The 22,678-nt window shown below is 68.3% G+C and carries 21 protein-coding genes and 1 tRNA gene; 9 read left to right on the forward strand and 13 right to left on the reverse strand.

Going from position 1 to position 22,678, the window contains the following annotated elements; translation table 11 throughout:
* Positions 1 to 15 precede the first annotated feature (15 nt).
* Positions 16 to 861: a class I SAM-dependent methyltransferase gene (locus ACTIFS_RS08805; protein WP_439573704.1), complete on the reverse strand. Its 846-nt coding sequence runs from the start codon at positions 859 to 861 to the stop codon at positions 16 to 18.
* A gap of 82 nt (positions 862 to 943) precedes the next feature.
* A tRNA-Val gene (locus ACTIFS_RS08810) sits at positions 944 to 1,018 on the reverse strand.
* A 279-nt stretch (positions 1,019 to 1,297) separates the two neighbouring features.
* Here ACTIFS_RS08810 and ACTIFS_RS08815 point away from each other — a divergent pair.
* The 4 genes from ACTIFS_RS08815 (at position 1,298) to ACTIFS_RS08830 (ending at position 5,023) form a co-directional block, all read left to right on the forward strand.
* Positions 1,298 to 2,689 carry a DUF2865 domain-containing protein gene (locus ACTIFS_RS08815; RefSeq protein WP_439573705.1) on the forward strand — a complete coding sequence of 464 codons (1,392 nt, stop codon included), beginning with the start codon at positions 1,298 to 1,300 and terminating at the stop codon, positions 2,687 to 2,689.
* Between the two features lie 23 nt (positions 2,690 to 2,712).
* Positions 2,713 to 3,018 (forward strand): hypothetical protein, encoded by a 306-nt coding sequence (locus ACTIFS_RS08820; protein ID WP_439573706.1) that lies wholly within the window; start codon positions 2,713 to 2,715, stop codon positions 3,016 to 3,018.
* A gap of 92 nt (positions 3,019 to 3,110) precedes the next feature.
* Positions 3,111 to 4,724 (forward strand): FAD-dependent oxidoreductase, encoded by a 1,614-nt coding sequence (locus tag ACTIFS_RS08825; RefSeq protein ID WP_439573707.1) that lies wholly within the window; start codon positions 3,111 to 3,113, stop codon positions 4,722 to 4,724.
* 83 nt (positions 4,725 to 4,807) lie between these two features.
* Entirely contained in the window at positions 4,808 to 5,023 is a 216-nt protein-coding gene (locus tag ACTIFS_RS08830) for a DUF2783 domain-containing protein (protein ID WP_439573708.1), read from the forward strand.
* A 30-nt stretch (positions 5,024 to 5,053) separates the two neighbouring features.
* Here the strand turns inward: ACTIFS_RS08830 and ACTIFS_RS08835 are convergent, their stop codons facing one another.
* Entirely contained in the window at positions 5,054 to 5,788 is a 735-nt protein-coding gene (locus tag ACTIFS_RS08835; protein WP_439573709.1) for a hypothetical protein, read from the reverse strand.
* 8 nt (positions 5,789 to 5,796) lie between these two features.
* On the reverse strand, positions 5,797 to 7,761 hold the full coding sequence (locus tag ACTIFS_RS08840; RefSeq protein ID WP_439573710.1) for an ABCB family ABC transporter ATP-binding protein/permease: 1,965 nt from the start codon (positions 7,759 to 7,761) through the stop codon (positions 5,797 to 5,799).
* 199 nt (positions 7,762 to 7,960) lie between these two features.
* Between ACTIFS_RS08840 and ACTIFS_RS08845 the strand changes: the two genes are divergently transcribed.
* Positions 7,961 to 8,572: a TIGR00730 family Rossman fold protein gene (locus ACTIFS_RS08845; RefSeq protein WP_439573711.1), complete on the forward strand. Its 612-nt coding sequence runs from the start codon at positions 7,961 to 7,963 to the stop codon at positions 8,570 to 8,572.
* Between the two features lie 3 nt (positions 8,573 to 8,575).
* Here ACTIFS_RS08845 and cimA read toward each other — a convergent pair whose 3' ends face one another.
* The 5 genes from cimA to ACTIFS_RS08870 form a co-directional block, all read right to left on the reverse strand.
* Complete coding sequence (cimA, locus tag ACTIFS_RS08850) at positions 8,576 to 10,177, reverse strand: citramalate synthase (protein WP_439573712.1); 1,602 nt, start codon at positions 10,175 to 10,177, stop codon at positions 8,576 to 8,578.
* A complete protein-coding gene (locus ACTIFS_RS08855; protein WP_439573713.1) occupies positions 10,174 to 10,653 on the reverse strand; it encodes a GFA family protein in 480 nt (159 codons plus the stop codon). Before ACTIFS_RS08855 ends, cimA begins: the two co-directional genes overlap by 4 nt.
* Before the next feature lie 487 nt (positions 10,654 to 11,140).
* Positions 11,141 to 12,583, reverse strand: a complete 1,443-nt coding sequence (cysS, locus tag ACTIFS_RS08860) for a cysteine--tRNA ligase (RefSeq protein ID WP_439573714.1) — start codon at positions 12,581 to 12,583, stop codon at positions 11,141 to 11,143.
* A gap of 179 nt (positions 12,584 to 12,762) precedes the next feature.
* Positions 12,763 to 13,215: a hypothetical protein gene (locus tag ACTIFS_RS08865; protein ID WP_439573715.1), complete on the reverse strand. Its 453-nt coding sequence runs from the start codon at positions 13,213 to 13,215 to the stop codon at positions 12,763 to 12,765.
* 107 nt (positions 13,216 to 13,322) lie between these two features.
* Positions 13,323 to 13,832: a CreA family protein gene (locus ACTIFS_RS08870; protein WP_439573716.1), complete on the reverse strand. Its 510-nt coding sequence runs from the start codon at positions 13,830 to 13,832 to the stop codon at positions 13,323 to 13,325.
* Between the two features lie 149 nt (positions 13,833 to 13,981).
* On the opposite strand from ACTIFS_RS08870, the gene parC reads away from it, so the two are divergent.
* Entirely contained in the window at positions 13,982 to 16,234 is a 2,253-nt protein-coding gene (parC, locus tag ACTIFS_RS08875) for a DNA topoisomerase IV subunit A (protein WP_439573717.1), read from the forward strand.
* Between the two features lie 47 nt (positions 16,235 to 16,281).
* Positions 16,282 to 17,313, forward strand: coding sequence for an amino acid ABC transporter substrate-binding protein (locus ACTIFS_RS08880; protein WP_439573718.1), 1,032 nt, complete (start codon positions 16,282 to 16,284; stop codon positions 17,311 to 17,313).
* A gap of 34 nt (positions 17,314 to 17,347) precedes the next feature.
* Here the strand turns inward: ACTIFS_RS08880 and ACTIFS_RS08885 are convergent, their stop codons facing one another.
* The 4 genes from ACTIFS_RS08885 to hemB form a co-directional block, all read right to left on the reverse strand.
* The gene (locus ACTIFS_RS08885) at positions 17,348 to 18,097 is read right to left on the reverse strand and encodes an arginyltransferase (protein ID WP_439573719.1); all 750 of its coding nucleotides are present in this window, start codon (positions 18,095 to 18,097) and stop codon (positions 17,348 to 17,350) included.
* A 124-nt stretch (positions 18,098 to 18,221) separates the two neighbouring features.
* Complete coding sequence (locus tag ACTIFS_RS08890) at positions 18,222 to 19,448, reverse strand: threonine ammonia-lyase (RefSeq protein ID WP_439573720.1); 1,227 nt, start codon at positions 19,446 to 19,448, stop codon at positions 18,222 to 18,224.
* Complete coding sequence (locus tag ACTIFS_RS08895; RefSeq protein WP_439573721.1) at positions 19,429 to 19,827, reverse strand: hypothetical protein; 399 nt, start codon at positions 19,825 to 19,827, stop codon at positions 19,429 to 19,431. The genes ACTIFS_RS08890 and ACTIFS_RS08895 overlap by 20 nt, the downstream gene beginning before the upstream one ends.
* Before the next feature lie 12 nt (positions 19,828 to 19,839).
* Positions 19,840 to 20,889: a porphobilinogen synthase gene (gene hemB / locus ACTIFS_RS08900; protein WP_439573722.1), complete on the reverse strand. Its 1,050-nt coding sequence runs from the start codon at positions 20,887 to 20,889 to the stop codon at positions 19,840 to 19,842.
* Positions 20,890 to 20,912: 23 nt separating this feature from the next.
* Here hemB and ACTIFS_RS08905 point away from each other — a divergent pair, with 23 nt between their 5' ends.
* Complete coding sequence (locus ACTIFS_RS08905) at positions 20,913 to 21,380, forward strand: hypothetical protein (protein ID WP_439573723.1); 468 nt, start codon at positions 20,913 to 20,915, stop codon at positions 21,378 to 21,380.
* A gap of 147 nt (positions 21,381 to 21,527) precedes the next feature.
* Positions 21,528 to 22,667 (forward strand): acyl-CoA dehydrogenase family protein, encoded by a 1,140-nt coding sequence (locus ACTIFS_RS08910; RefSeq protein ID WP_439573907.1) that lies wholly within the window; start codon positions 21,528 to 21,530, stop codon positions 22,665 to 22,667.
* Positions 22,668 to 22,678 lie beyond the last annotated feature (11 nt).

Consider the following 22,678-nt stretch of genomic DNA (forward strand, 5'->3'; position numbering starts at 1 on the left):
ACGTCCAGCCGTAGCTCAGCGCGGGAGCGGACGCAGCAGGGCCCACATGTTGTCGGATGTCGGCAGGGCCCAGCCGGGCGGGAACGCGGTCGCAAAGCCGGCATTGCGCGCAAGCGCCGCAAGCGATTCCGGGGTGAAGTAGTTGAGGTGGTCGGGGAACCGGTAGCCGCACCATTTCGCGCCCATCAGGCGCCGGTTCCAAGACCCGTAATTCGGCACCTTCACGACGACCACGGCATCGGGCGTCAGCACCCGCGCAAGGCCCGCCAGCACGGCCGCGGGATCGGTCTCATGCTCCAGATAGGCATGCAGGAGCGCTGCCGTGAAATGCGCCTGGGGCAGCTGCCGGAGCCCCTCCAGGGCGCTTGCCGTGATGCAGTCGCCGCCATGGGCGCGAAAGGCCTCGCGGGCCCTGGCCGAGAGCCCCACCGAGATGTCGATGCCGAACGGGGTGAAGCCGGGCGGCGGGGGGGTGAGCTGCTCGCCCCCGCCGCAGCCGATCTCGATCACCGGGCCCGGCCGTGCATAGGCCGCGATCACGTCGCGAGGCTTGCGCCGGCGCAGGGCGAGGCGAAACCGCGTCGCCTGATCGACCGCCGTGATCATCGGGTTCGCCCGCGCGCGCCGCTTGCGCTCCGCCGCGTGGGTGTGCTCCCAGGCAAAATCCTCGGCAAGCGCCTCATAGGGCGGCGCCTCGGCAAGGTGGGTGAGGCCACAGGACCGGCACGCGACGAGCGACCAGGGCGCGGGCGCGATGCCAAGCGGCTTGCCGCCGGCGGACGGCGTGCCGCAGACCGGGCACTGCCGGGCGATCCGCACGACCGCTTTGTCTGCTGCGACCACGTCAACGTTCTCGACCATGACAAGCCTCTAGCCCGATTGGCCGGAACCCCGCAACCGGATGCTGCCGCGCGGGGTCGACAGGCGGACGGGGGACACGAAATGGTGGGCGCGACAGGGATTGAACCTGTGACCCCTCCCGTGTGAAGGGAGTGCTCTCCCGCTGAGCTACGCGCCCGGACCGCCTGGGCGATCGGAGCCGCGTAACTAGCGGCTCGTCCGGCCGGGTGTCAAGAACGGCGCTCGGGACCTTGCGTGACGTGCCGGGGAAGCGGCCCGATGGCCACAGTCCGGCCGGGATCACGCGGCCGTCATGGCCGCGGCCATGAAAATGCTTTAGATTTTACGGCCTGTTCACCGGATCAGGGTCTTGTTGCGGGGGCCTGGATTCGCCTGATCGGCCGGGCTGGCAGAGCCTGTCCGCCCGGACCCGGCGAAGTGCAGATGCGGGGGAAGCGTGAGGCCGCGTTTCGGTCAATTCAGGTTTGCAGCTGTTGCCGGGGCTCTCGCCGTCGCCGCGCTGGTGGCGCATGTCCCGACGGCCGCGGCCCAGAGCCCGGTATGCCGCCAGATCCAGGTCCAGATCGCCAGGCTCGACAGTGCTCCGGCGGGCGGGCCGGTCAACCGCCGCTTCGCCGCCGCCGCCCAGCGCCAGCGCGGCGAGATTGCCACGGCTGAGGCGCAGTTTCGCGGTGCCGGCTGTGGCGGCTTCTTTCAGGGGCCGCAGTGCGGCGCGCTGTCGTCCCGCATCCGCCAGATGCGTGCCAACCTGGCCCGGCTCGAGGCCAGCGCCGGCGGGGCCGGCGTCCAGTCCGTGCAGCGTGGCCAGCAGCGTGCGCGGCTGATCGCCATGCTCGATGCCAATGGCTGCCGCGGCGGCCGCCCGGTGGAGACGCGGCAGGCGGTCGCGCCGCCTTCGCAGCGTCAGGAATGGGTGACCGACGAGGGACCGGAGCGGCAGATCTACCGTCGTATCCGCACGCCCGAGCCGGGCATGGGCCCCCAGACCGCCTATCGCGTCGGCCCGGAGGCGCAGCGCCCCGGCTTCGGCGGGTTCATCGAACATCTGTTCGGCCGTCAGGACCCGCGCCCCGGCGATCCCGACTACGTGGCACCGGTGCCCGAGGACCAGCTTCGTCCGGGAGATGGCGACGGCCGTCCGCGCGGCCTCGGCTATCGGGCCGTCTGCGTCCGGCTGTGCGACGGCGCCTTCTTTCCGATGACCTCGTCGGCCCGGCCCGGCGCCAATATCGACGAGGAGGGCATGTGCCGCATGCAGTGCCCGGGCGCCGAAGTGGCGCTCTACCGCATGCGCGACGACCAGATCGAGAACGCGGTTTCCGCCGCGGGCGGCCGGCCCTATGCGTCGCTGCCGAACGCCCTGCGGTTCCGTCAGGCCTTCGATGCAGGCTGCACCTGCCGGCCATCCCACGGGTCCTGGGCCGAGGCCTTTTCCAGCCGGCCCGACCCGACGCTCCGGCCCGGCGACCAGGTGATCTCGGCCGAACAGGCGCGGCTCCTGTCCATGCCGGCGGCCCATCGCCAGGCGGCGCGCGAGGAGATGGCGGCCGAGCAGCGTGCCCGCCTCGCGGCCGAGCGGCAGGCCCGCATCGACCGCTCACGCCGGCGTGACGGGACACCCTCGCCGACCATCGGGCTCGACGGCACCGTCCGGCCACCCGTCGAGGCCGAGGCGCCCGAACTGCGCGAGGGTCGCGATGCCGATCCTGCAGAGGAGCCGGACGCCGGCGCCGACGACCCCGCAGACCGCGAGCGGCGCCCCGTCCGGATCATCGGCCCATCCTACGCCCCGCGCGCCGACGCTCCCGTCCTGCCGAGCGGCGGCTGACCGGCACCGCTGCGGAGACCCCGATGGACCTCATCGCCAAGGCGGCCGTCTGGCTCGCTGTCGCTGCCGCCACAGGCTGGCTGCTGTCCTTCTGGCCGCGCTGGGTGGCGGCCGAGGTGGGCATTGCCCCGGCCACCTTCCTGAAGCGGCCCTGGATGCGCGGCTGGCATCCCTACCGCGAGCGGTTGCCGGTGATCTCGCTGCGCTTCTGGCGCTTTCTGTTCAGGCGCGGCCTCGTGCTGGAATTCCTGATCGCCGCGATCGTCTTCTGGACCGTCCTGCGCGCGGCCTCCGCCTTCCTGCGCGCTGCGGCTGCGGTGCCGGCCTGACCGGCCATCGCCGGCCTCTCGCCAGCCCGGCGCGGCGACCCTAGAGTTGCAAGCGAAACCATCACGGTTCCTCCGGACGCGACCCTTTCGCCATGACAGCCTCAGGTTCAGGCTTCCAGTTCGCCTATCGCCGCTCGCCCGATCAGGACGAACGGGAGCCTGCCCGCCATTCGGTCGTGGTGGTCGGGGCCGGCCCCGTCGGCCTGTCGCTGGCCATCGACCTGGCGCTGGCCGGCGTCAAGGTCGTGCTGATCGACGATGCCGACCGGATCGGCGAGGGCAGCCGCGCCATCTGCTTCTCCAAGCGGTCGCTGGAGATTCTCGACCGGCTCGGGCCGGGCGGCGAACTGGTCGGTCAGGGCGTCACCTGGCAGCGCGGCCGGGTGTTCCGCGGCGGCAGCGAACTCTATGCCTTCGACCTGCTGCCGGAGCAGGGCCACCGGATGCCGGCCTTCATCAACATCCAGCAATATTACGTGGAAGCGGCACTCGTCCGCCGGGCGGGCGACCTGTCCGGCCTGATCGACCTGCGCTGGCGCAACCGGGCGACCGCCATCGACCGGACCGGGGAGGGGGTGACCGTCACCATCGAGACGCCCGACGGCCCCTATCGGATCGCGGCAGACTGGCTGGTCGCCTGCGACGGGTCGCGGTCGGCCATCCGCGCCATGATGGGCCTCGACTTCGCCGGCGAGGTCTTCGACGACCGGTTCCTGATCGCCGACGTGAAGATGACGGCGGATTTTCCGACCGAGCGCTGGTTCTGGTTCCAGCCGCCGTTCCATGCCGGTCAGTCTGCCCTGCTGCACAAGCAGCCCGACGACATCTGGCGCATCGATCTCCAGCTTGGCCGCGAGGCCGATGCCGACGCCGAGAAGCGCCCGGAGAACGTCATGCCGCGCATCGAGCGCATGCTCGGTCACCGCAACTTCACGCTCGAATGGGTGTCTGTGTACACGTTCCAGTGCCGTCGGCTGGCGCGCTTCGTCCATGGCCGGGTGATCTTCGCCGGCGATGCCGCCCATCAGGTGTCGCCGTTCGGTGCCCGCGGCGCCAATTCCGGTATCCAGGACGCGGAGAACCTCGCCTGGAAACTGGCCCTGGTGCTGGCCGGGGACGCGGGGCCGAACCTTCTGGCCAGCTACGATCTCGAACGCGGGGCGGCGGCAGACGAGAACATCCTGAACTCGACGCGCTCCACGGACTTCATCGCGCCGCCATCGGCCGGCGAGCGGGTGCTGCGGGACGCGGCACTGGCGCTGGCGGGCGAGGCGCCCTTCGCCCGCCGCATGGTCAATTCCGGCCGCCTGTCGACGCCCTCCACCTATGACACGCCGCTGTCGACGCCGGATGCCGGACCCTGGGGGGGCACGGCTGCCCTCGGCGCACCGCTGCCGGATGCGCCGATGCGCGGGCCGGACGGTCTGGCGGGCCATCTCCTGCAGCACCTCGACGGACGCTTCACCCTGATCGTCGATGGCGATACTGCCGGCTCAGGGCCTGACGACGTGCGCGTCCTCGTCATCGGCCGCGACCTGAGCCCGGCCGATGGAATCTTCGCCGCCCGCTTCGACAGCCGCCCCGGCTCAACCTTTCTCGTGCGCCCGGACGGACACCTCGCCGCCCGCTGGCGCGCTCACGATCCGGTTGAGGTGACGGCAGCCCTCCGGCGGGCAAAGGGATTCGAGATCAAGCACTTGGCCTGATGTCCGGAATCGGACTCATCGTGTGAGATGAATCGGATTGCGAGGTTGAAGACCACCCTGATTCTGTTTGAGAGGATGAACCCATGTCCGGCCTCGACACCGCCTCCCGCTTCGCCGATCCCGATGCCGCCTACCGGATCATCGCGCAGGCCCATCGCGGCCTGACCGGGCCCGAGAGCGCGGCGCTGAATGCCCGGCTGGTGCTGATCCTTGCCAACCAGATCGGCGAAGCGTCCATCCTCGCCGAGGCGGTGGCGCTGGCCGCGCGCACGGCCGGGCCGGGGCGGGAGGCTCCCTGACGGCGGGCCTTGCCCTCGCAGGACAGGTTCTCAGACGAGGGTCGAGCGTCCCGAAAGCCAGGGCCCGACGGCCATCCACGGCCGGTCCACGGGGGTTCCATGGGTCGGCCGCTCCTCGCGCGGCAGCCGCAGCGGGTGGATGTCGAGCAGGGGCAGGGCCGGCCCCGAATAGTTCTCGCTGATCAGAACGGCGGAGCGCGCGCCGCGCACCAGCACGGCGTCCGACGGCGCACAGGACTGGAAGGCCTCGTTGGGTCCGCGCTCGCGGCCAAGCAGGCGCGTCTCCTCGAAGGCGACGGTCGCACCATTGTCGGCATGGAGCATATAGATCAGCGGCAGCTTCTCCGCCTCCTGGAAGCCGACCGCCTCCACGAAGCGCCAACTCTCCTCCTGCACCTCGCCGGACGCCAGATCGGCCGCCAGCGCCCGCCTGAGCGAGGCGAGCCGGTTGCGCCGGGCGGCAACCTTCAGCCCGCTCAGCACGCCCCAGCCTGCAAGCCAGCAGCCGGCGGTGGCGAGCCACATGTTGCTCGTTCCGAACGACATGCCGGTCAGGTATTGCAGGGTCCAGGCGATCAGCAGCGCCACGGGTCCGATCACCAGCAGGGTGATGCCGCCGAGGGCGACGCCTGAGAACACTTCCGCAAGATCGCTGCGCGGATTGATGGCGATGGAGCCGAGGGCGTCCTCCAGAACAGCCCGCTCCGACCGGTCGGCAGGCCGCCGGTAGGACAGGGACAGGGGACGTTCGCGCGTCTCGACCATCGGGCCGTTCACTCCGCTGCTGCCTGCGGCCTCACCGACATTCCAGCAGGCGCATCGGGCAATTCCGCGGCGGCCTCCTGAGACCGGGCGGGAATGCCGCGATCCAGACCGGCGATCTTCTCGGCGGCCTCGGCCGCCTCTCGCTGGCGGTTCCACAATCCGGCATAGAGGCCGCCCCTGGCAAGCAGTTCCGCATGGGTGCCGCGCTCGGCGATGAGACCGTCGTCCAGAACGATGATCTCGTCGGCATGAACGATGGTCGACAGGCGGTGCGCGATGACGATGGCCGTGCGGTTTTCCGCAATGCGGTCGAGCGCGCCCTGGATCTCGCGTTCGGTGTGGCTGTCGAGTGCCGAGGTCGCCTCGTCCAGCACCAGGATGGGCGGGGATTTCAGCATGGCGCGCGCGATGGCGACGCGCTGCTTCTCGCCGCCGGAGAGCTTGAGGCCGCGCTCGCCCACTTCCGTGTCGTAGCCGCCGGGCACGCGCTGGATGAAGTCGTGGATCTGCGCGAGCCGCGCCGCCTCCTCCACTTCCGCCTCGGTTGCCTCCCAGCGTCCGTAGCGGATGTTGTAGCGGATCGTGTCGTTGAACAGCACGGTGTCCTGCGGAACCATGCCGATGGCGCCGCGCAGCGAGGCCTGCGTCACCTCGCGGATATCCTGGCCGTCGATCGTGATGCGCCCGCCGGCCACGTCGTAGAACCGGAACAGCAGGCGCGAGATGGTCGACTTGCCCGCGCCGGACGGCCCGACAATGGCGACCGTCCGCCCTGCCGGCACCTCGAACGAGACGCCTTTCAGGATCGGCCGGGCCGGGTCATAGGCAAAATGCACGTCCTCGAAGCGGATCGTCCCGCCGGCCGCCTTGAGAGGCGGCGCGCCCGGCCGGTCGACGATCTCCGGCGGGCGGTCGAGAATGGCGAACATGGCCTCGATGTCGGTCACCGCCTGCTTGATCTCGCGATAGACCATGCCCATGAAATTCAGCGGCTGGTAGAGCTGGATCATCATGGCATTGATCATCACGAAGTCGCCGACGGTGTTCTTGCCCGAGGCGATGTCGATGGCGCACATGACCATTGCCACCGTCATGCCGGCCGTGAAGATGGCCGCCTGGCCGGCGTTGAGCACGGCCAGCGAGGTCAGCGCGCGTGTAGAGGCCGTCTCGTATTTGGCCATCGAGACGTCGTAGCGGGCCTTCTCGCGGGCCTCGGCGGAGAAATATTTCACCGTCTCGTAGTTGAGCAGCGAGTCGATGGCCTTGACGTTGGCGCGGGTGTCGCTCTCGTTCATGTCGCGGCGGATGGCAATGCGCCACTCGGTCGCGAAATAGGTGAAGCCCAGATAGGCGGCGACCGTCACGAGAATGGTGACGACGTAGCGCCAGTCGAACATCCACAGCAGCACGCCGGTGATCATCGCGAGTTCGAGGATCGTCGGCACCAGCTGCAGCACGATCATCCGGACGATGGTCTCGATCGCCGCACGCCCGCGCTCGAGCACGCGCGTCAGGCCGCCGGTCTTGCGCTCCAGATGGAAGCGCAGCGACAGGCGGTGCATGTGCTCGAAGGTCAGAAGGGCGAGCCGGCGCACCGCGTGCATCGACACCTTGGCGAACAGGCCGTCGCGCCACTGGGTGATCACGGCCATGAGGATGCGGGTCACGCCATAGGCGACGGTGAGGGCGACGGGCGCGGCGATCACCCAGGCCCACCAGCCCGCGGCCTCCACCTGCGGGTTCACCAGCGCGTCGGTAGCCCATTTGAATGTGAACGGCACGACCAGCGTCACCACCTTGGCGATCACCAGCAGCACCGTGGCCCAGAGCACGCGCTGCTTCAGGTCGTCCCGGTCGGATGGCCAGATGAAAGGCCACAGATGGACGATGGTGCGGCTCAGTGCGCCGCCAGAGGCGGAGACGCGGGGCCGGGCGGCTGTCGCGGCCGCGCCTTGGGAAGCTTCGGGAGGCAAGGCGGTTGTCCTGGGCGTGGCGGGGGCCGGACGGTGGTGCCCGGTCTTTTGTCTGGAACCGATATAATCACGCCTGCGGCAGGATAAAGAGTCGCGATGCTGATCCCCTGTGCATGGCTGACCTCGGCCCGCGCCGGCGCTATGGTCGATCCGTGAATCGGGGGCTCCTGAGCGGGAGGCCGGAAAGCGAGAGGCCGACATGGCGACGATCACGTCCATCTGTGTCTATTGCGGGTCGGGCACCGGACACGACCCGCTCCATCTGGAGGCCGCCCGCGAACTGGGTGCGGCCATGGCGAAGGACGGCATTCGCCTGGTCTATGGCGGTGGCGGCATCGGACTGATGGGCGCGCTGGCCACGGCCGTGATCCAGGGTGGCGGCAAGGTCACCGGCATCATCCCGGACTTCCTGAAGCGCAAGGAGATGTCGCAGGACGGCGTCATGGATCTCGTCACCGTTCCCGACATGCACACCCGCAAGATGCGGATGTTCACCGAGGCCGATGCCTTCGTCGCCCTGCCGGGCGGCATCGGCACGCTGGAGGAACTGGTGGAGCAACTCACCTGGGCGCAGCTCGGCCGTCATTCCAAGCCGGTCGCCATCGCCAATGTCGGCGGCTTCTGGGACCCGCTGCGCGTGCTCTTCGACCACATGAAGGACGAGGGCTTCATCCGGCCGGGCCTTGCGGTCAAGTATTCGATCATCGACGAGGTGCGCGACATTATCCCGACGCTGAAGGCGCAGGTGGCGAAGCTGCCGCAGGAGGCGCTGTCCGCCGAGCACGACGCGGTGGTCATCGAAAAGATGTGAGGTTCACACCCCCGCGCCGTCCTTGACCAGCTTGTAGGTGATGGAGTCCGTCAACGCCTGGAAGCTGGCATCGATGATGTTGGCCGACACACCCACCGTGGTCCATGTCTCGCCGTCGCCGTCGCGGCTCTCGATGAGCACGCGCGTCACCGCGCCGGTGCCGCCGTTCAGGATGCGGACGCGGAAGTCGATCAGTTCCAGGTCCTCGATGAACCGCTGATACTTGCCGAGGTCCTTGCGCAGCGCCGCATCCAGCGCGTTGACCGGGCCATTGCCCTCCGCCGCCGAGATCAAGGTCTCCGCGCCGACCCTCACCTTCACGGTGGCCTCGGAGAAGGTGACGAGATCGCCGATGGCGTTGTGGCGGCGCTCGACATTGACCTTGAACCGCTCCACCTCGAAGAAGGCCGGCACCTCGCCCATCACCCGCTTGGCGAGCAGGAAGAACGAGGCGTCGGCGCCCTCATAGGCATAGCCGAGGCTTTCGCGCTCCTTCACCTCGTCGAGAATGCGCAGGATGCGCGGATCGTCCTTCGCCACGGTGAGGCCGACACGCTCCAGTTCGGCGAGCACATTGGACTTGCCGGCCTGCTCCGACACCAGAACCTGGCGCCGGTTGCCGACCGTCTCGGGCGGCACATGCTCGTAGGTCTCCGGTTCCTTGAGGACGGCCGAGGCATGGATGCCGGCCTTGGTGGCAAAGGCCGAGGCGCCGACGTAGGGGGCATGGCGGTTTGGCGGGCGGTTGAGCAGTTCGTCGAGCTGGCGCGAGGCTTTTGTCAGGTGCGCCAGCTTCTCGCGCGACACCCCGATGGAGAAGCGGTCGGCAAAGCCGGGCTTGAGCAGCAGGGTGGGGATGAGCGAGGTCAGGTTGGCATTGCCGCAGCGCTCGCCGAGGCCATTGAGCGTGCCCTGGATCTGGCGCGCGCCCGCGCGCACGGCGGCGAGCGAATTGGCCACCGCCTGTTCGGTGTCGTTATGCGCGTGGATGCCGAGATGATCGCCCGGCACGACCGCTGTCACGTCCGACACGATCGCCTCGATCTCCTCCGGCAGCGTGCCGCCATTGGTGTCGCACAGCACCACCCAGCGGGCGCCCGCCTCGTAGGCCGCGCGGGCGCAGGCCAGCGCATAGTCGCGGTTGGCCTTGAACCCGTCGAAGAAATGCTCGCAGTCGAGCAGCACCTCGCGTCCGCGCGCCCTGGCCGCCTCGACCGAGTCGCGGATGCCTTCGAGGTTTTCCTCCAGCGTGCAGCCGAGCGCGACATGGACATGGTAGTCCCAGCTCTTGGCGACGAAGCAGATGGCATCGGCCTCGGCGTCCAGAAGCGCCGCGACGCCGGGATCGTTGGCCGCCGAGCGGCCGGCCCGCTTGGTCATCCCGAAGGCGGTGAAGCGGGCGGCAAGGCCGCGCTTCTGGCCGAACAGCGCGGTGTCGGTCGGGTTGGCGCCGGGATAGCCGCCCTCGACATAGTCGAGACCGAGATCGTCCAGCAGGACGGCGATCTTCACCTTGTCGTCGAGCGAGAAGTCGACGCCGGTGGTCTGGGCGCCGTCGCGCAGCGTGGTGTCGAAGAGATAGAGGCGTTCGGATGCTGGGGTCATGATGTGTGGTCGGCCGGCGGCCAGACCTCCGTATCGTGGTCGGGATGCTGATGGGAGACGACGGAGGCGAGGAAGGCATCGACCTTCGCCTGTTCGGCTGGCGGGCGCAGCGGCAGCGCCGCAAGCGTGGCAAGGAAGGGCATGCGCGCCTCCACCGCCATCTGGATGACCGGCGGAGCGGCTTCCGGGTGGTCGAGGGCGCCGAGCGCCAGTTCCATGCCGCCGGGATATTCGTAGGTCAGCGGCGTGCCGCATTCGGCGCAGAAGCCGCGGCTGACCACGTTGGAGCTCCGGAACCGCTTCGGCTCGCCGCGGGTCCACCTGAGGCCGTTGCCCGAGACGAGCGGGCCGAAATAGCTGCCGAACGCCTTCTGGCACATGCGGCAATGGCAGATGGACGCCCGCCCGAGGCTGTCGCAGGCAAAGCGCACGGCGCCGCACTGGCATCCGCCGGTGACGGGGGAGGGTGTGGTCATCGGAAAGGGCTCCCTGCCGTGGCCTGCATCGGGTTCGTGCGTCCTTCGAGGCTCGCCCTGCTGGCTCGCACCTCAGGATGAGGAAGGGTGTGCGCGGCACGACGGTCGCCCGCGGCGCAGTCGGCGCCGCATCGCCAGCGTGCAAGGCGTCCGGGCGGGGTCCCGTCATGCAGGTCACCCACGCCCCTCATCCTGAGGTGCGAGGCGATAGCCGAGCCTCGAAGGACGCACATGCGGAATGCATTGCCCATGCGCGGAGCATGCCTTGCACGCGGCACCCATTGATCCCTCCGCCCGTCATCCCCGGCGAGCCCGAAGGGCGAGGGAAGGTGATCCAGACACCGAACAGCATCGACGCCCGAGATTTGGTCCTCAACGCTCGCATCAGGCCCGCGCAGTCGCTGGACCCCCTTCCCTCGCCCTTCGGGCTCGCCGGGGGTGACGTGCGGAGTGGCGAAGGGACCAAAAGCAGCAGGGCGAGGCGCGCTCATCGCATCACCGCCCATGTCGTCACCGGCTCGCCGGTGGCCGGGTCCTTGCCGTCCTTGAGCTGGATGCCCATGGCCGCGAGCTCGTCGCGGATGCGGTCGGATTCGGCGAAGTTTTTGGCCTTTCGGGCGGCAAGGCGCGCGGCGATGAGGGTTTCGATCTGGAGATGAAACAGCTTATTGACGCCACCAACTGCCGGAGCGGCAACATCTACTCCGAGAAAAGCCAGACTGGCTCGGAGTTGCCCAGCGGCGATTGTCTGGCGGTCGATGGCCTCGGTCTCGGACGAGGGCGGAATTGCCGAAACACCACTCGCTTGCCTGTCTAGCCGATCAATCTCGACTAAGGCCAAATGAGTGTTGAGGTCATCGCTCAGGGCATTGAGGATGGCTTCAGGGACATCTGCGGATTCTGTCGAATTGAATTTTTCTAGCGTTCGCCGATAGGTTCGGATCTTGGCATCGGCTTCTTCAAGCGCCCTCGCTGTCCAATCGATTGGCTGGCGATAGTGCGTTTTCATCATTGCGAGGCGCAGCACTTCTCCGGGCCATTTGCGCCCGCCGAACGTGTCCGTGCTCAGCAACTCGTCGATCGTCACGAAATTCCCCAGGCTCTTGGACATCTTCTCGCCCTCGACCTGCAGGAAACCGTTGTGCATCCAGACATTGGCCATGACCTTGTGCCCGAAGGCGCAGGTGGACTGCGCCACCTCGTTCTCGTGATGGGGAAACACGAGATCGATGCCGCCGCCATGGATGTCGAACACCTCGCCCAGGTGGCGCCACGCCATGGCCGAGCACTCGATATGCCAGCCCGGCCGGCCCGGCTGCGCGATGCCGCAGGGGCTGTCCCAGCCCGGCTCGTGCGCCTCGCGCGAGGGCTTCCACAGCACGAAATCCATGTCGGAGCGCTTGTAGGGCGCCACATCCACCCGCGCGCCGGCGATCATGTCGTCGAGCGGCCGCTTCGACAGCTTTCCGTATTCCGCCATGGAGGGCACGGAGAACAGCACATGGTCCTCGGCCACATAGGCATGGCCGGAGGCGACCAGCTTCTCGCAGAGCGCCTTCATCTCCTCGATATGGTCGGTGGCGCGCGGCTCCACCGTTGGCCGCAAGCAGCCGAGCGCATCGACAGCTGCGTGAAACCGCGCCGCCGTGCCCTCGGTCAGTTCGCGGATGGAAATGCCGCGCTCGTGGGCCCTGAGGTTGATCTTGTCGTCGAGGTCCGTGATGTTGCGCGCATAGGTGACGTGCTCCGCCCCATAGGTGTGGCGCAGCAGCCGGTAGAGCAGGTCGAAGACGATGACCGGCCGGGCATTGCCGATATGGGCGTCGTCATAGACGGTCGGCCCGCAGACATACATGCGGACGTTCTTTTCATCGATCGGACGGAACTCGTCCTTTCGCCGCGTCAGCGTGTTGTAGAGCCTGATCGCCATAGCTGTCTCCGCACAGCATCGCCCGCCGCTGGCCGGGTGCGTGATCTTTTGCGCTTGGGGAGTATGGCAAAGAACGGCGACCGGCCAGCGAAAACGCTCAGCCGCAAATAATCCCGATGAGGATGATCGAACCGTTCATAGCGCAGAGATAGCGCAGATGCCGCGCCGGCCGTCAAGCGTCACCCTTCGACAGAGCACGCCACCCGCCCGGTGATGCGGCGGCTGCGGAACTCACCGTCCACCGTCTCGCCGATGCTCAGCACGTAGCGCCCGCGCCAGGTCCCGGCGTCGGCATTGCCCCGCGCCTCGACCGTGAGGTCGATGGTCCCGTGTGGCTCTCCCTCGCGTTCGAAATGGACGTGCATCTTCAGGTCGCGCGCGTCGAACCAGCTCTGGGTGAGGTGCTCCTTGATGAAGCTCACCTTCCGGAAGTCTTCAGCCACGTTGGCTGCGCGCAGTTCGAGCGTGCCCTCGAACTGGAAGAAGGCACCACCCGTCGAGCGTCCGATGGGGCTGCCGATGGTGAACTTCGACGCGCGGTCGTCCGCGGTGCAGGAGATGCCACCGGAGGCATGGGCCGGCATCGCGGACAGAAGGGCGAGGGCGGTGAGGGCGATCAGGCGGCGCGGCATGGCAGTCTCCCGGCGGGGCGTTGGCCGGAGATATGGGCCGGGCATCCTTCAGCGTATCGACGTCCGGTGCGCCGCTGCAGAAACGCAGGAAACGCGCCCCGCCGACGTCAAGAAATGAAGTCGCCGCAGCGGGCGATCTCCGCCTGCTGGCCCCAGGGCATGATCGGCACCGTGGAGGTCGAGTTCTGCGGCGAGCCGTCGATGAGCTTGTCCGAATAGATCATGTAGACCAGCACGTTGCGGCGGGCGTCGCAGCCCCGCACGATCTGCACCCGCTTGAAGAAGAACGAGCGCCCCTCGCGGAACACGACGTCGCCCTGGCTGGAGCGGCTCTTGAAGCGGATCGGGCCGATCTGCCGGCAGGCGAGCGAGACTTCGGAGAGCTGTTCGGCAAATCCGAAGGCGCCCGCCCAGCCGCCCTTCTCCGGCACGGTGAAATGGCAGGCAACGCCTTCGACCTCCGGGTCGTCGATGCCGTAGGTGGCGAGCTTGTCGTTCGGCGACAGCAGCCGGAACACGGTGGAGCGCCGGAAGATCAGCTCCGGCGACTGGGCATAGGAGGGCAGGGCAGGCACGCCCACGGCAAGGGCAAGGACGGCGGCGAGCAGGGGACGCATGGGAGACCTCCGGGGCTGGCCGATTGGACGGCGATGCGGCTGGCGATGCAATGGCAACTCTCCCCAACCCCGCTGTTCGCCGCTTGTTCCGAACTGCTCCGCCCCCTATCGAGAAGGGATGATCCCTTTCCCGATTCGCGAGGCCCGCCATGGGTGAGCGCATCACGCCTCCCGGCGGCGATGACGCCGACGGCGTCGAGACCATCAACCTGCGGGATGCGCTGGAAGAGCGCTATCTCGCCTATGCGCTGTCCACCATCATGGGCCGGGCGCTGCCCGATGCGCGCGACGGCCTGAAGCCCGTCCACCGCCGCATCCTGCATGCCATGCGGCTTTTGAAGCTCGACCCCGGCACGGCGTTCAAGAAATGCGCCCGCATCGTCGGCGACGTCATCGGCAAGTTCCATCCGCACGGCGACCAGTCGGTCTATGACGCGCTGGTGCGTCTCGCCCAGGATTTCTCGCAGCGCTATCCGCTGGTCGACGGGCAGGGCAATTTCGGCAATATCGACGGCGATAACGCCGCCGCCTACCGTTACACCGAGGCGCGCATGACCGAGGTCGCGCGCCTCCTCCTCGACGGCATCGACGAGGACGCGGTCGACTTCCGCAAGACCTATAACGAGGAGGACGAGGAGCCGGTGGTGCTCCCCGGCGCCTTTCCCAACCTGCTTGCCAACGGCTCGCAGGGCATCGCGGTCGGCATGGCGACCTCGATCCCGCCGCACAATGCCGCCGAGATCTGTGATGCCGCGCTGCACCTGATCGCCCATCCGGAAGCCACCACCCGCGACCTGCTCGCCCATGTGCCCGGCCCGGATTTTCCCACCGGCGGCATCATCATCGAGGGTCGCGCCGCCATCGAGGAGGCCTACGAGACCGGCCGCGGCGCCTTTCGCACGCGCGCGCGCTGGCACAGCGAGGATACCGGACGCGGCACCTATCTCGTCGTGGTCACGGAGATCCCCTACGGCGTCTCGAAGGGCCGGCTGATCGAGAAGATCGCCGAGCTGATCAACGAGAAGAAGCTGCCGCTGATCAACGACATGCGCGACGAGAGCGCGGAGGACATCCGTCTCGTCTTCGAGCCGAAGTCGCGCAATGTCGATGCGGCGCTGTTGATGGCGAGCCTGTTCCGGCTGACGGAGCTCGAAAGCCGCATCCCGCTCAACATGAACGTGCTGGTCAAGGGCCGGGTCCCGAAGGTGGTGAGCCTGAAGGAGGCCATCCGCGAATGGCTTGATCATCGCCGCGAGGTGCTGCTGCGCCGCTCGCGCCATCGCCTCGCCGCCATCGACCGGCGGCTGGAGGTGCTGGCGGGCCTGATCATCGCCTATCTCAACATCGACGAGGTCATCCGCATCATCCGCACGGCCGACGAGCCGAAAAAGGCCCTCGTCGCGCGGTTCGATCTGACCGAGGTGCAGGTCGAGGCCATCCTCAACATGCGCCTGCGCTCGCTGGCCAAGCTGGAGGAGATCGAGCTTCGCAAGGAGCATGACGAGCTGACCACCGAGAAGGCCGGCATCGAGAAGCTGCTCGCCTCCGAGGCGCTGCAATGGAAGACGGTCTCCTGGGAGATCGGCAATGTGAAGAAGGCCTTCTCCAAGGAAACCCCGCTCGGCAAGCGCCGCACCACCTTCGGCGAGAGCGTCGAGGTGGACGAGACCGCCATCGCCGAGGCGCTGGTGGAGCGCGAGCCGATCACGGTGGTGGTGTCCGAGAAGGGCTGGATCCGCGCCCTGAAGGGCCATGTCCAGGACCTGTCGGGCCTGGCCTTCAAGACCGACGACCGGCTGAAACTCGCCTTCTTTGCCGAGACGACATCCAAGCTGCTGGTCTTCGCCACCAACGGCAAGGTGTTCACGCTGGAGGGCGCCAAGCTCCCCGGCGGGCGCGGGGCCGGCGAGCCGGTGCGCCTGATGCTCGATCTCGAACAGGAGCACGACATCCTCCACGTCATGCCGTTCCGCGGCAGCCGGAAGATGCTGCTCGCCTCGCGCGCCGGGCGCGGCTTCGTCGTGCCGGAGGACGACCTGGTCGCCAACACCCGCAAGGGCAAGAACGTCATGGGCGTCGATACGCCCGACGAACTGGCCGCCGTGCGGGCGGTCGAGGGCGACCACGTTGCGATCATCGGCGAGAACCGCAAGCTGCTGGTGTTCCCGCTGAATCAGATACCGGAAATGCCGCGCGGCAAGGGCGTGCGGCTGCAGAAGTACAAGGAAGGCGGCATGGTCGACCTGAAGACCTTCGCGCTCGATGACGGCCTGACCTGGAAGGATTCCTCCGACCGCACCTGGACCGTGGCAAAGGCCGATCTCACCGAATGGCTCGGCACCCGCGCCGATGCCGGGCGCCTGCCGCCGAAGGGCTTCCCGAAGAACAACCGGTTTGCTTGAATGGTCTCGAAGGGCCTGCGCAACGTGGGCCGCTGGGGGCTTCTGACATGATCTCGTTCCGTTCGGTTTCGGCCGCGGCCGTCGCACTCGTGATGGGAGCGGGTGCAGCGCTCGCGCAGGCGCCCGCGAGCTCAACGCTCCAGCGCATCAAGGAGCGCGGCCACATCATGTGCGGGGCGAGCCAGGGCGTGCCCGGCTTCTCGCAGCCGGACAATGCCGGCGTCTGGCGCGGCTTCGACACGGATTTCTGCCGCGCGCTGGCCGCCATCATCTTCGACGACCCGATGAAGGCGCAGTTCCTGCCGCTCGCCTCCAAGGATCGGCTGATCGCCCTGCAGACCGGCAATATCGACGTGCTGTCGCGCACCACCACCTGGTCGATCAGCCGCGAGATCGGCCAGGGCCTCGCCTTCACCGCCATCAATTATTACGACGGCCAGGGCTTCATGGTGCGCAGGGCCGCCAACCTGAAGTCGGTCCGCGACCTCAACGGCGCCACCATCTGCGTCTCGCAGGGCACGACCAACGAACTCAACCTTGCCGACTATTTCCGCACCAACGGCCTGACCTATCAGGTCGTCACCTTCGGCAGCCTCGACGAGGTGGCCAAGGCCTATGATTCCGGCCGTTGCGATGCCTACACCACGGACATGTCGCAGCTGGCGACCAACCGGCTGCTGCTCAAGACGCCGGAGGACCATGTTGTCCTGCCGGAGGTCATCTCGAAGGAGCCGCTCGGCCCCTGGGTGCGCAAGGCCGACCCGCAATGGTTCGACATCGTCCGCTGGACGCTGTTCGCCATGATCTCGGCGGAGGAACTGGGCATCACCCAGGCCAATCTCGAGCAGCAGCTCAAGAGCGAAAACCCGGAGGTGAAGCGCCTGCTCGGCGTCACCGGCAATTACGGCGAGACGCTCGGGCTGACCCGCGACTGGGCGGTGCGCATCATCCGCCATGTCGGCAATTACGGCGAGAGCTTCGACCGAAATCTCGGCGCCGGCAGCCGCGTCGGCCTGCCGCGCGGACCGAACCAGCTGTGGACCCGCGGCGGTCTGCAATATTCGCCGCCGTTCCGCTGAGCAACAGGGCGGGTCGGGCGAGGGGCAGGGCGGGTCAGGACTCGGCCCTGACCCAGCCCTCCGGCATCAGCCGCTCCTGAGGCAGGAAGCGGGCCTTGTAGGCCATCTTGTCCGAGCCCTCGATCCAGTAGCCGAGATAGACATAGGGCAGGCCCATGGCCTTCGCGCGGGCGATGTGGTCGAGGATGACGAGGGTGCCGAGCGAGCGTTTCTGCTGGTCCGGCTCGAAGAACGAATAGACCAGCGACAACCCGTCGCCGAGAATGTCGGTCAGCACCGCGGCCACCAGTTCGCCGCGGCTGCGCCCGGTCACCGAGGTGTCGATGTCGCGCCGGCGATATTCCACCAGCCGCGTCTTCACATGGGTGTCCTCGACCATCATCGCATAGTCGAGCACGGTCATGTCAGCCATGCCGCCCTCGCGGTGACGCCAGTCGAGATAGGCGCGGAAGGTGGAGAACTGCTCGGAGGTCGGCACGGCCGGGCGCATCTCGCCGACGAGGTCGCCATTGCGCAGCATTACCTTGCGGAAGGCCCGGGTGAGCTGGAAATCGGCCACCGGCACCCGGACCGAGACGCAGGCCCGGCAGGTCTCGCAGGCCGGCCGGTAGGCGATCGACTGCGAGCGGCGGAAGCCGCCCTGGGTCAGGATGTCGTTGAGGTGCGGCGCCTTCGGCCCGACCAGGTGCGTGAACACCTTGCGCTCGAACTGGCCGGGCAGGTAGGGGCACGGCGTCGGGGCCGTGAGATAGAATTGCGGCGTGTCGCGCGGCTGGTGCGTCAAGGGCCGGCCTGTCGGAATCGTCCCGCATCGGTGCGAGGCCCGCCTACGATAGGCAAGCCGTGCCGGCCGGCAAGAGCCCTTGCAGCACACCGGAGCCTGCGCCTCCGGCGGGGCGCGCCGCTGATCACATCACCTCGCCGCCGCCGGTCTCGATCCGGACGGCTGGCAGGCCCTCGGCGGCCAGACCCGCCTCGATTTCGCGCGCATGCTCGGCATCGCGCGTCTCCACCGTCACGTCCAGCTTGGTGCCCTTGGCCGGAGTGTCAAGGAACAGCCGGCGGTGCTCGACCTCGAGGATGTTGGCGCCGAGCCGGCCGAGCAGGGTCGCGACCGTGCCCAGCAGGCCGGGCCGGTCCGGAATGGTGATCCGGAACGAGACGATGCGCTCCTCCCGCTCCAGTTCCCGCACCATGATGGAAGCGAGGATGCGCGGGTCGATATTGCCGCCGCACAGGATGAGGCCGACCGTGCGGCCGCGGAACCGGTCCGGTTCGGCCAGCATGGCCGCAAGCCCTGCGGCGCCGGCGCCTTCCGCGATGGTCTTCAGGCGGGTCAGGTAGAGGTTCACCGCGCGTTCGAGCTCGCTCTCGCTGACCAGCACGATGTCGCTGACGAGCTCGCGCACCACCGGCAGGGTCGAGCGGCCGACGATCTTCACCGCGATGCCCTCGGCGAGCGTCGGCCCGCCGACCGGCCGGTCCCCGCCCTTCAGCGCGTTCCACATGGACGGATAGAGCGCCGCCTCCACCCCGACGATGGTGATGCCCGGCTTCATGGCGCGTGCCGCCACCGCATTGCCGCCGATAAGCCCGCCGCCGCCGACCGGTATGACCAGCATGTCGAGATCCGGCACCTCCTCCAGCATCTCGCAGGCGATGGTGCCCTGGCCGGCCATGACATGCGGATCGTCGTAGGGGTGGACCCAGACGAGGCCTTCCGCGACCTGGATCGCCTCGGCCCGCGCCTGCGCCTCGGCCAGCGTCTCGCCGTCCAGCACCACCCTGGCGCCGAAGGAGCGGGTGGCCGCCACCTTCACGAAGGGCGTCGTCACCGGCATGACGATGGTCGCGGGAATGCCGAGCCGCCCGGCGTGCAGAGCCACGGCCTGGGCGTGGTTGCCGGCCGACATGGCGATGACGCCGCGGGCCCGTTCGGCCTCGCCGAGCGAAGCCAGCTTGACCAGCGCGCCCCGCTCCTTGAACGAACTCGTCACCTGCAGGTTCTCATATTTGACGAAGACCTGGGCGCCGGTGATCGCCGACAGCGAGGGCGCAGGCAGCATCGGCGTGCGCATCACCTGGCCGGCGATGACAGTCCGGGCGGCCTCGATGTCAGCGATGGTCGGCGTCACGGTGGCTTCCTTCCGTGGCCGGCAGAGGCCGCTCGCCGAGCCACCAGCGCTTCAGAATGGCGAGCCGAACCTCGCCGAGGGGCCCGCGCTCGGTTTCAAGGCCGGCCAGAACGCGCCGGCCGTCCGTTCGCTGCCCGATCACGCAGGTGGCGTGATGCGCGGTGCGGGGCCGTCCCGGCTCCTGGGCGAGATAGTCGATGCGCAGGCCGGATACCGGCCGCGGGGCCGGGCCATGCCGGAGTTCGCGGATCGCCGCGCCCTCGGCATGGAGCGCGGGCAGCGTGGTGCGGCAGAGATCGAGGCTGGCCTGATCCACCACCGGCCCGCAGCCGGCCAGCATGAGGGGAGCGAGACCTGCGAGCCTGACGGCCTTGCGCAAGACAGCCACGGCTCAGCGGGCGGCGGCGAGGAGGCCGGCCACGCGCGGGGCAAAATAGGTGAGGATCCCGTCGCAGCCGGCGCGCTTGAAGGCCGTCAGGCTTTCCAGCATGGCCCGCTCGCCGTCGATGGCGCCGGCCCGTGCGGCCATCTCGATCATCGCGTATTCGCCCGACACCTGGTAGGCGAAGGTCGGCACGCCGAACGTGTCCTTCACCCTGCGGCAGATATCGAGATAGGGCAGGCCCGGCTTGACCATGACCATGTCGGCGCCTTCCGCAAGGTCGATCTCCACCTCGCGCAGCGCCTCGTCGGAATTGGCCGGGTCCATCTGATAGGTGCGCTTGTCGCCGATCAGCGTCTGTTTCGTGCCGATGGCGTCGCGGAACGGGCCGTAGAAGGCCGAGGCATATTTGGCCGCATAGCTCATGATCTGCACGTCGGTGAACCCGGCCCCGTCCAGCGCGGCGCGGATCGCCCCGATGCGCCCGTCCATCATGTCGGAGGGCGAGATGCAGTCGGAACCGGCCTCGGCCAGTGCGAGCGCCTGCCGGCAGAGGATCGCCACCGTCTCGTCGTTGAGGATGCGCCCGTCGGCGGAGAGCACGCCGTCATGGCCGTGCGAGGTATAGGGATCGAGCGCGGCATCGGTGACGAGGCCGATCTCGGGCACCGCCTGCTTGATCGCGCGCACCGCCCGGCACATCAGGTTGCGCTGGTTCTCTGCCTCCGAGCCGACCGGGTCCCGCAGGTCCGGGTCGACATAAGGGAAGGGGGCGAGCGCCGGGATGCCGAGGCGCGCGGCCTTTTCCGCCTCGCGTACTGCCTCGTCGATCGACACGCGGTCGACGCCCGGCATCGTGGCCACCGGCGCGCGCGCCTCGGAGCCATCGACCAGGAAGATCGGCCAGATCAGGTCGTTGGTGGTCAGCACGGTCTCCCGCACCAGCCGGCGCGACCAGTCGGACTTGCGGTTGCGGCGCATGCGGGTGGTCAGGCCGAGGCTGGATGCGGATTGCGTCTGCGGATCGGAACTGGCCGGACGGAGCGCACGCAGGGTCATAACCGTTGTCCTCGCGGCGCGTCTTGGCCGCCGGTTTCGATCCTCCGGACTTACCATTCTGGAACGGTTCCGAACAGTCCCGCGGCAAGGCACGTCCGTCAGGTCTCATCCGCATGGTTTTCCTGTCTGACATGATGTCCTATTGCCGGCGCACCTGGTCCTTGCAGGTGCCGGCGGGCACGGCCAACGGGAGACCCTTCATGGAAAATCTGCTGCCACTTCTCATCCAGGCGATCGCGGGCGCGGTCGGCGGCAATGTCGCGGGCCGGGCCTCGCCCAACCTCGACCAGGGCACCCTGATCAACTCCATCGCCGGCCTCGTCGGCGGGGGCTTGGGCGGGCAGATCATCGCGGCCGTGCTTCCAGGCCTGATGGCCGGCGGCGGCCTCTCCCTTCAGGGCATTCTGACGAGCCTCGTCTCCGGCGGTGCAGGCGGTGGCGTTCTGCTGGCCGTCCTCGGCGTCGTGAAAAACATGATGGGCAACCGATAGGCCCCTGTCGGGCCCTCTGCGCAACGGCCTCTTCCGCCCGGCCGAATTGACCCGGGCGGGCAGGGATGCCTAATCCATGGCGGTTCGGGCGCATGGCGGCCGATCGCGGCGGGCGTGTCGCCCGCCGACCGGCCGATGGTGTCCCCCATGGATTTCGCGCTCACCGAGGATCAGGAAGCGTTCCGGACGGTCGCCCGTGACTTTGCGCGCGGGGAGATGGCGCCCCACGCCCGCGACTGGGATGCCGGCTCGGTCTTTCCCGAGGAGGTGCTGCGCAAGGCGGCGGCCCTCGGCTTCGGCGGCGTCTATGTGAAGGAGGATGTCGGCGGCTCGGGCCTGACGCGCCTCGATGCGGCGCTGATCTTCGAGGAACTGGCGCAGGGCTGCGTCTCCACCACCGCCTATATCACCATCCACAACATGGCCGCGTGGATGATCGACACCTATGGCCATCAGGACCTGCGCAGCCGCTACCTGCCCGACCTCTGCGCCATGAACACCTTCGCCAGCTATTGCCTGACCGAGGCGGGCGCCGGCTCGGATGCCGCCTCGCTGCGCACCCGCGCGGTCCGGGACGGCAATTCATGGGTGATCACCGGCGCCAAGGCTTTCATTTCCGGCGGCGGTCGCTCGGACATCTATGTCGTCATGGCGCGGACGGGTGGCGAAGGCGCGAAAGGCATTTCCTGCTTCGTCGTCGAGAAGGACACGCCGGGCCTGTCGTTCGGCGCGCAGGAGAAGAAGCTCGGCTGGAAGAGCCAGCCGACCGCCGTGGTCGATTTCGATAATGTCCGCGTGCCGGCCGGGAACATGATCGGCGAGGAGGGGCAGGGGTTCCGCATCGCCATGGCCGGCCTCGACGGTGGCCGGCTGAACATCGCCTCCTGCTCGCTTGGCGGGGCGCAGTTCTGCCTCGACCGGACGCTCGACTACATGCGGGAGCGCCGCCAGTTCGGCTCGCCGCTCAAGGATTTCCAGGCGCTGCGATTCCGCATCGCGGACTATGCCACCGAGCTCGAGGCCGCGCGCCTGATGGTGCGCCGGGCGGCCAAGGCGGTGGGTGACCGCGAACCGCGCGCCACCGTGCTCGCCGCCATGGCCAAGCGCTTCGCCACCGATGTCGGCTTCGAGGTGGTCAATGGCTGCCTGCAGATCCACGGCGGCTACGGCTATCTCAACGACTATCCGATCGAGCGGGTGCTGCGCGACGTGCGTGTCCACCAGATCCTGGAAGGCACCAACGAGATCATGCGCGTGATCGTCTCGCGTGACCTGCTCGGCGCGTGATATCAGGCCCC

It is taken from the genome of Phreatobacter sp. (genome assembly GCF_051860605.1).
GTDB lineage: Bacteria > Pseudomonadota > Alphaproteobacteria > Rhizobiales > Phreatobacteraceae > Phreatobacter.

Coding starts and splice junctions, on each gene's coding strand:
- hemB (WP_439573722.1), bottom strand. CDS start 20,889: ATGACCCTGCGTGCGCTCCGTCCGGCCAGTTCCGATCCGCAGACGCAA.
- ACTIFS_RS08870 (WP_439573716.1), bottom strand. CDS start 13,832: ATGCGTCCCCTGCTCGCCGCCGTCCTTGCCCTTGCCGTGGGCGTGCCT.
- parC (WP_439573717.1), top strand. CDS start 13,982: ATGGGTGAGCGCATCACGCCTCCCGGCGGCGATGACGCCGACGGCGTC.
- ACTIFS_RS08845 (WP_439573711.1), top strand. CDS start 7,961: ATGGCGACGATCACGTCCATCTGTGTCTATTGCGGGTCGGGCACCGGA.
- ACTIFS_RS08820 (WP_439573706.1), top strand. CDS start 2,713: ATGGACCTCATCGCCAAGGCGGCCGTCTGGCTCGCTGTCGCTGCCGCC.
- ACTIFS_RS08805 (WP_439573704.1), bottom strand. CDS start 861: ATGGTCGAGAACGTTGACGTGGTCGCAGCAGACAAAGCGGTCGTGCGG.
- cysS (WP_439573714.1), bottom strand. CDS start 12,583: ATGGCGATCAGGCTCTACAACACGCTGACGCGGCGAAAGGACGAGTTC.
- ACTIFS_RS08855 (WP_439573713.1), bottom strand. CDS start 10,653: ATGACCACACCCTCCCCCGTCACCGGCGGATGCCAGTGCGGCGCCGTG.
- cimA (WP_439573712.1), bottom strand. CDS start 10,177: ATGACCCCAGCATCCGAACGCCTCTATCTCTTCGACACCACGCTGCGC.
- ACTIFS_RS08865 (WP_439573715.1), bottom strand. CDS start 13,215: ATGCCGCGCCGCCTGATCGCCCTCACCGCCCTCGCCCTTCTGTCCGCG.
- ACTIFS_RS08825 (WP_439573707.1), top strand. CDS start 3,111: ATGACAGCCTCAGGTTCAGGCTTCCAGTTCGCCTATCGCCGCTCGCCC.
- ACTIFS_RS08835 (WP_439573709.1), bottom strand. CDS start 5,788: ATGGTCGAGACGCGCGAACGTCCCCTGTCCCTGTCCTACCGGCGGCCT.
- ACTIFS_RS08910 (WP_439573907.1), top strand. CDS start 21,528: ATGGATTTCGCGCTCACCGAGGATCAGGAAGCGTTCCGGACGGTCGCC.
- ACTIFS_RS08830 (WP_439573708.1), top strand. CDS start 4,808: ATGTCCGGCCTCGACACCGCCTCCCGCTTCGCCGATCCCGATGCCGCC.
- ACTIFS_RS08880 (WP_439573718.1), top strand. CDS start 16,282: ATGATCTCGTTCCGTTCGGTTTCGGCCGCGGCCGTCGCACTCGTGATG.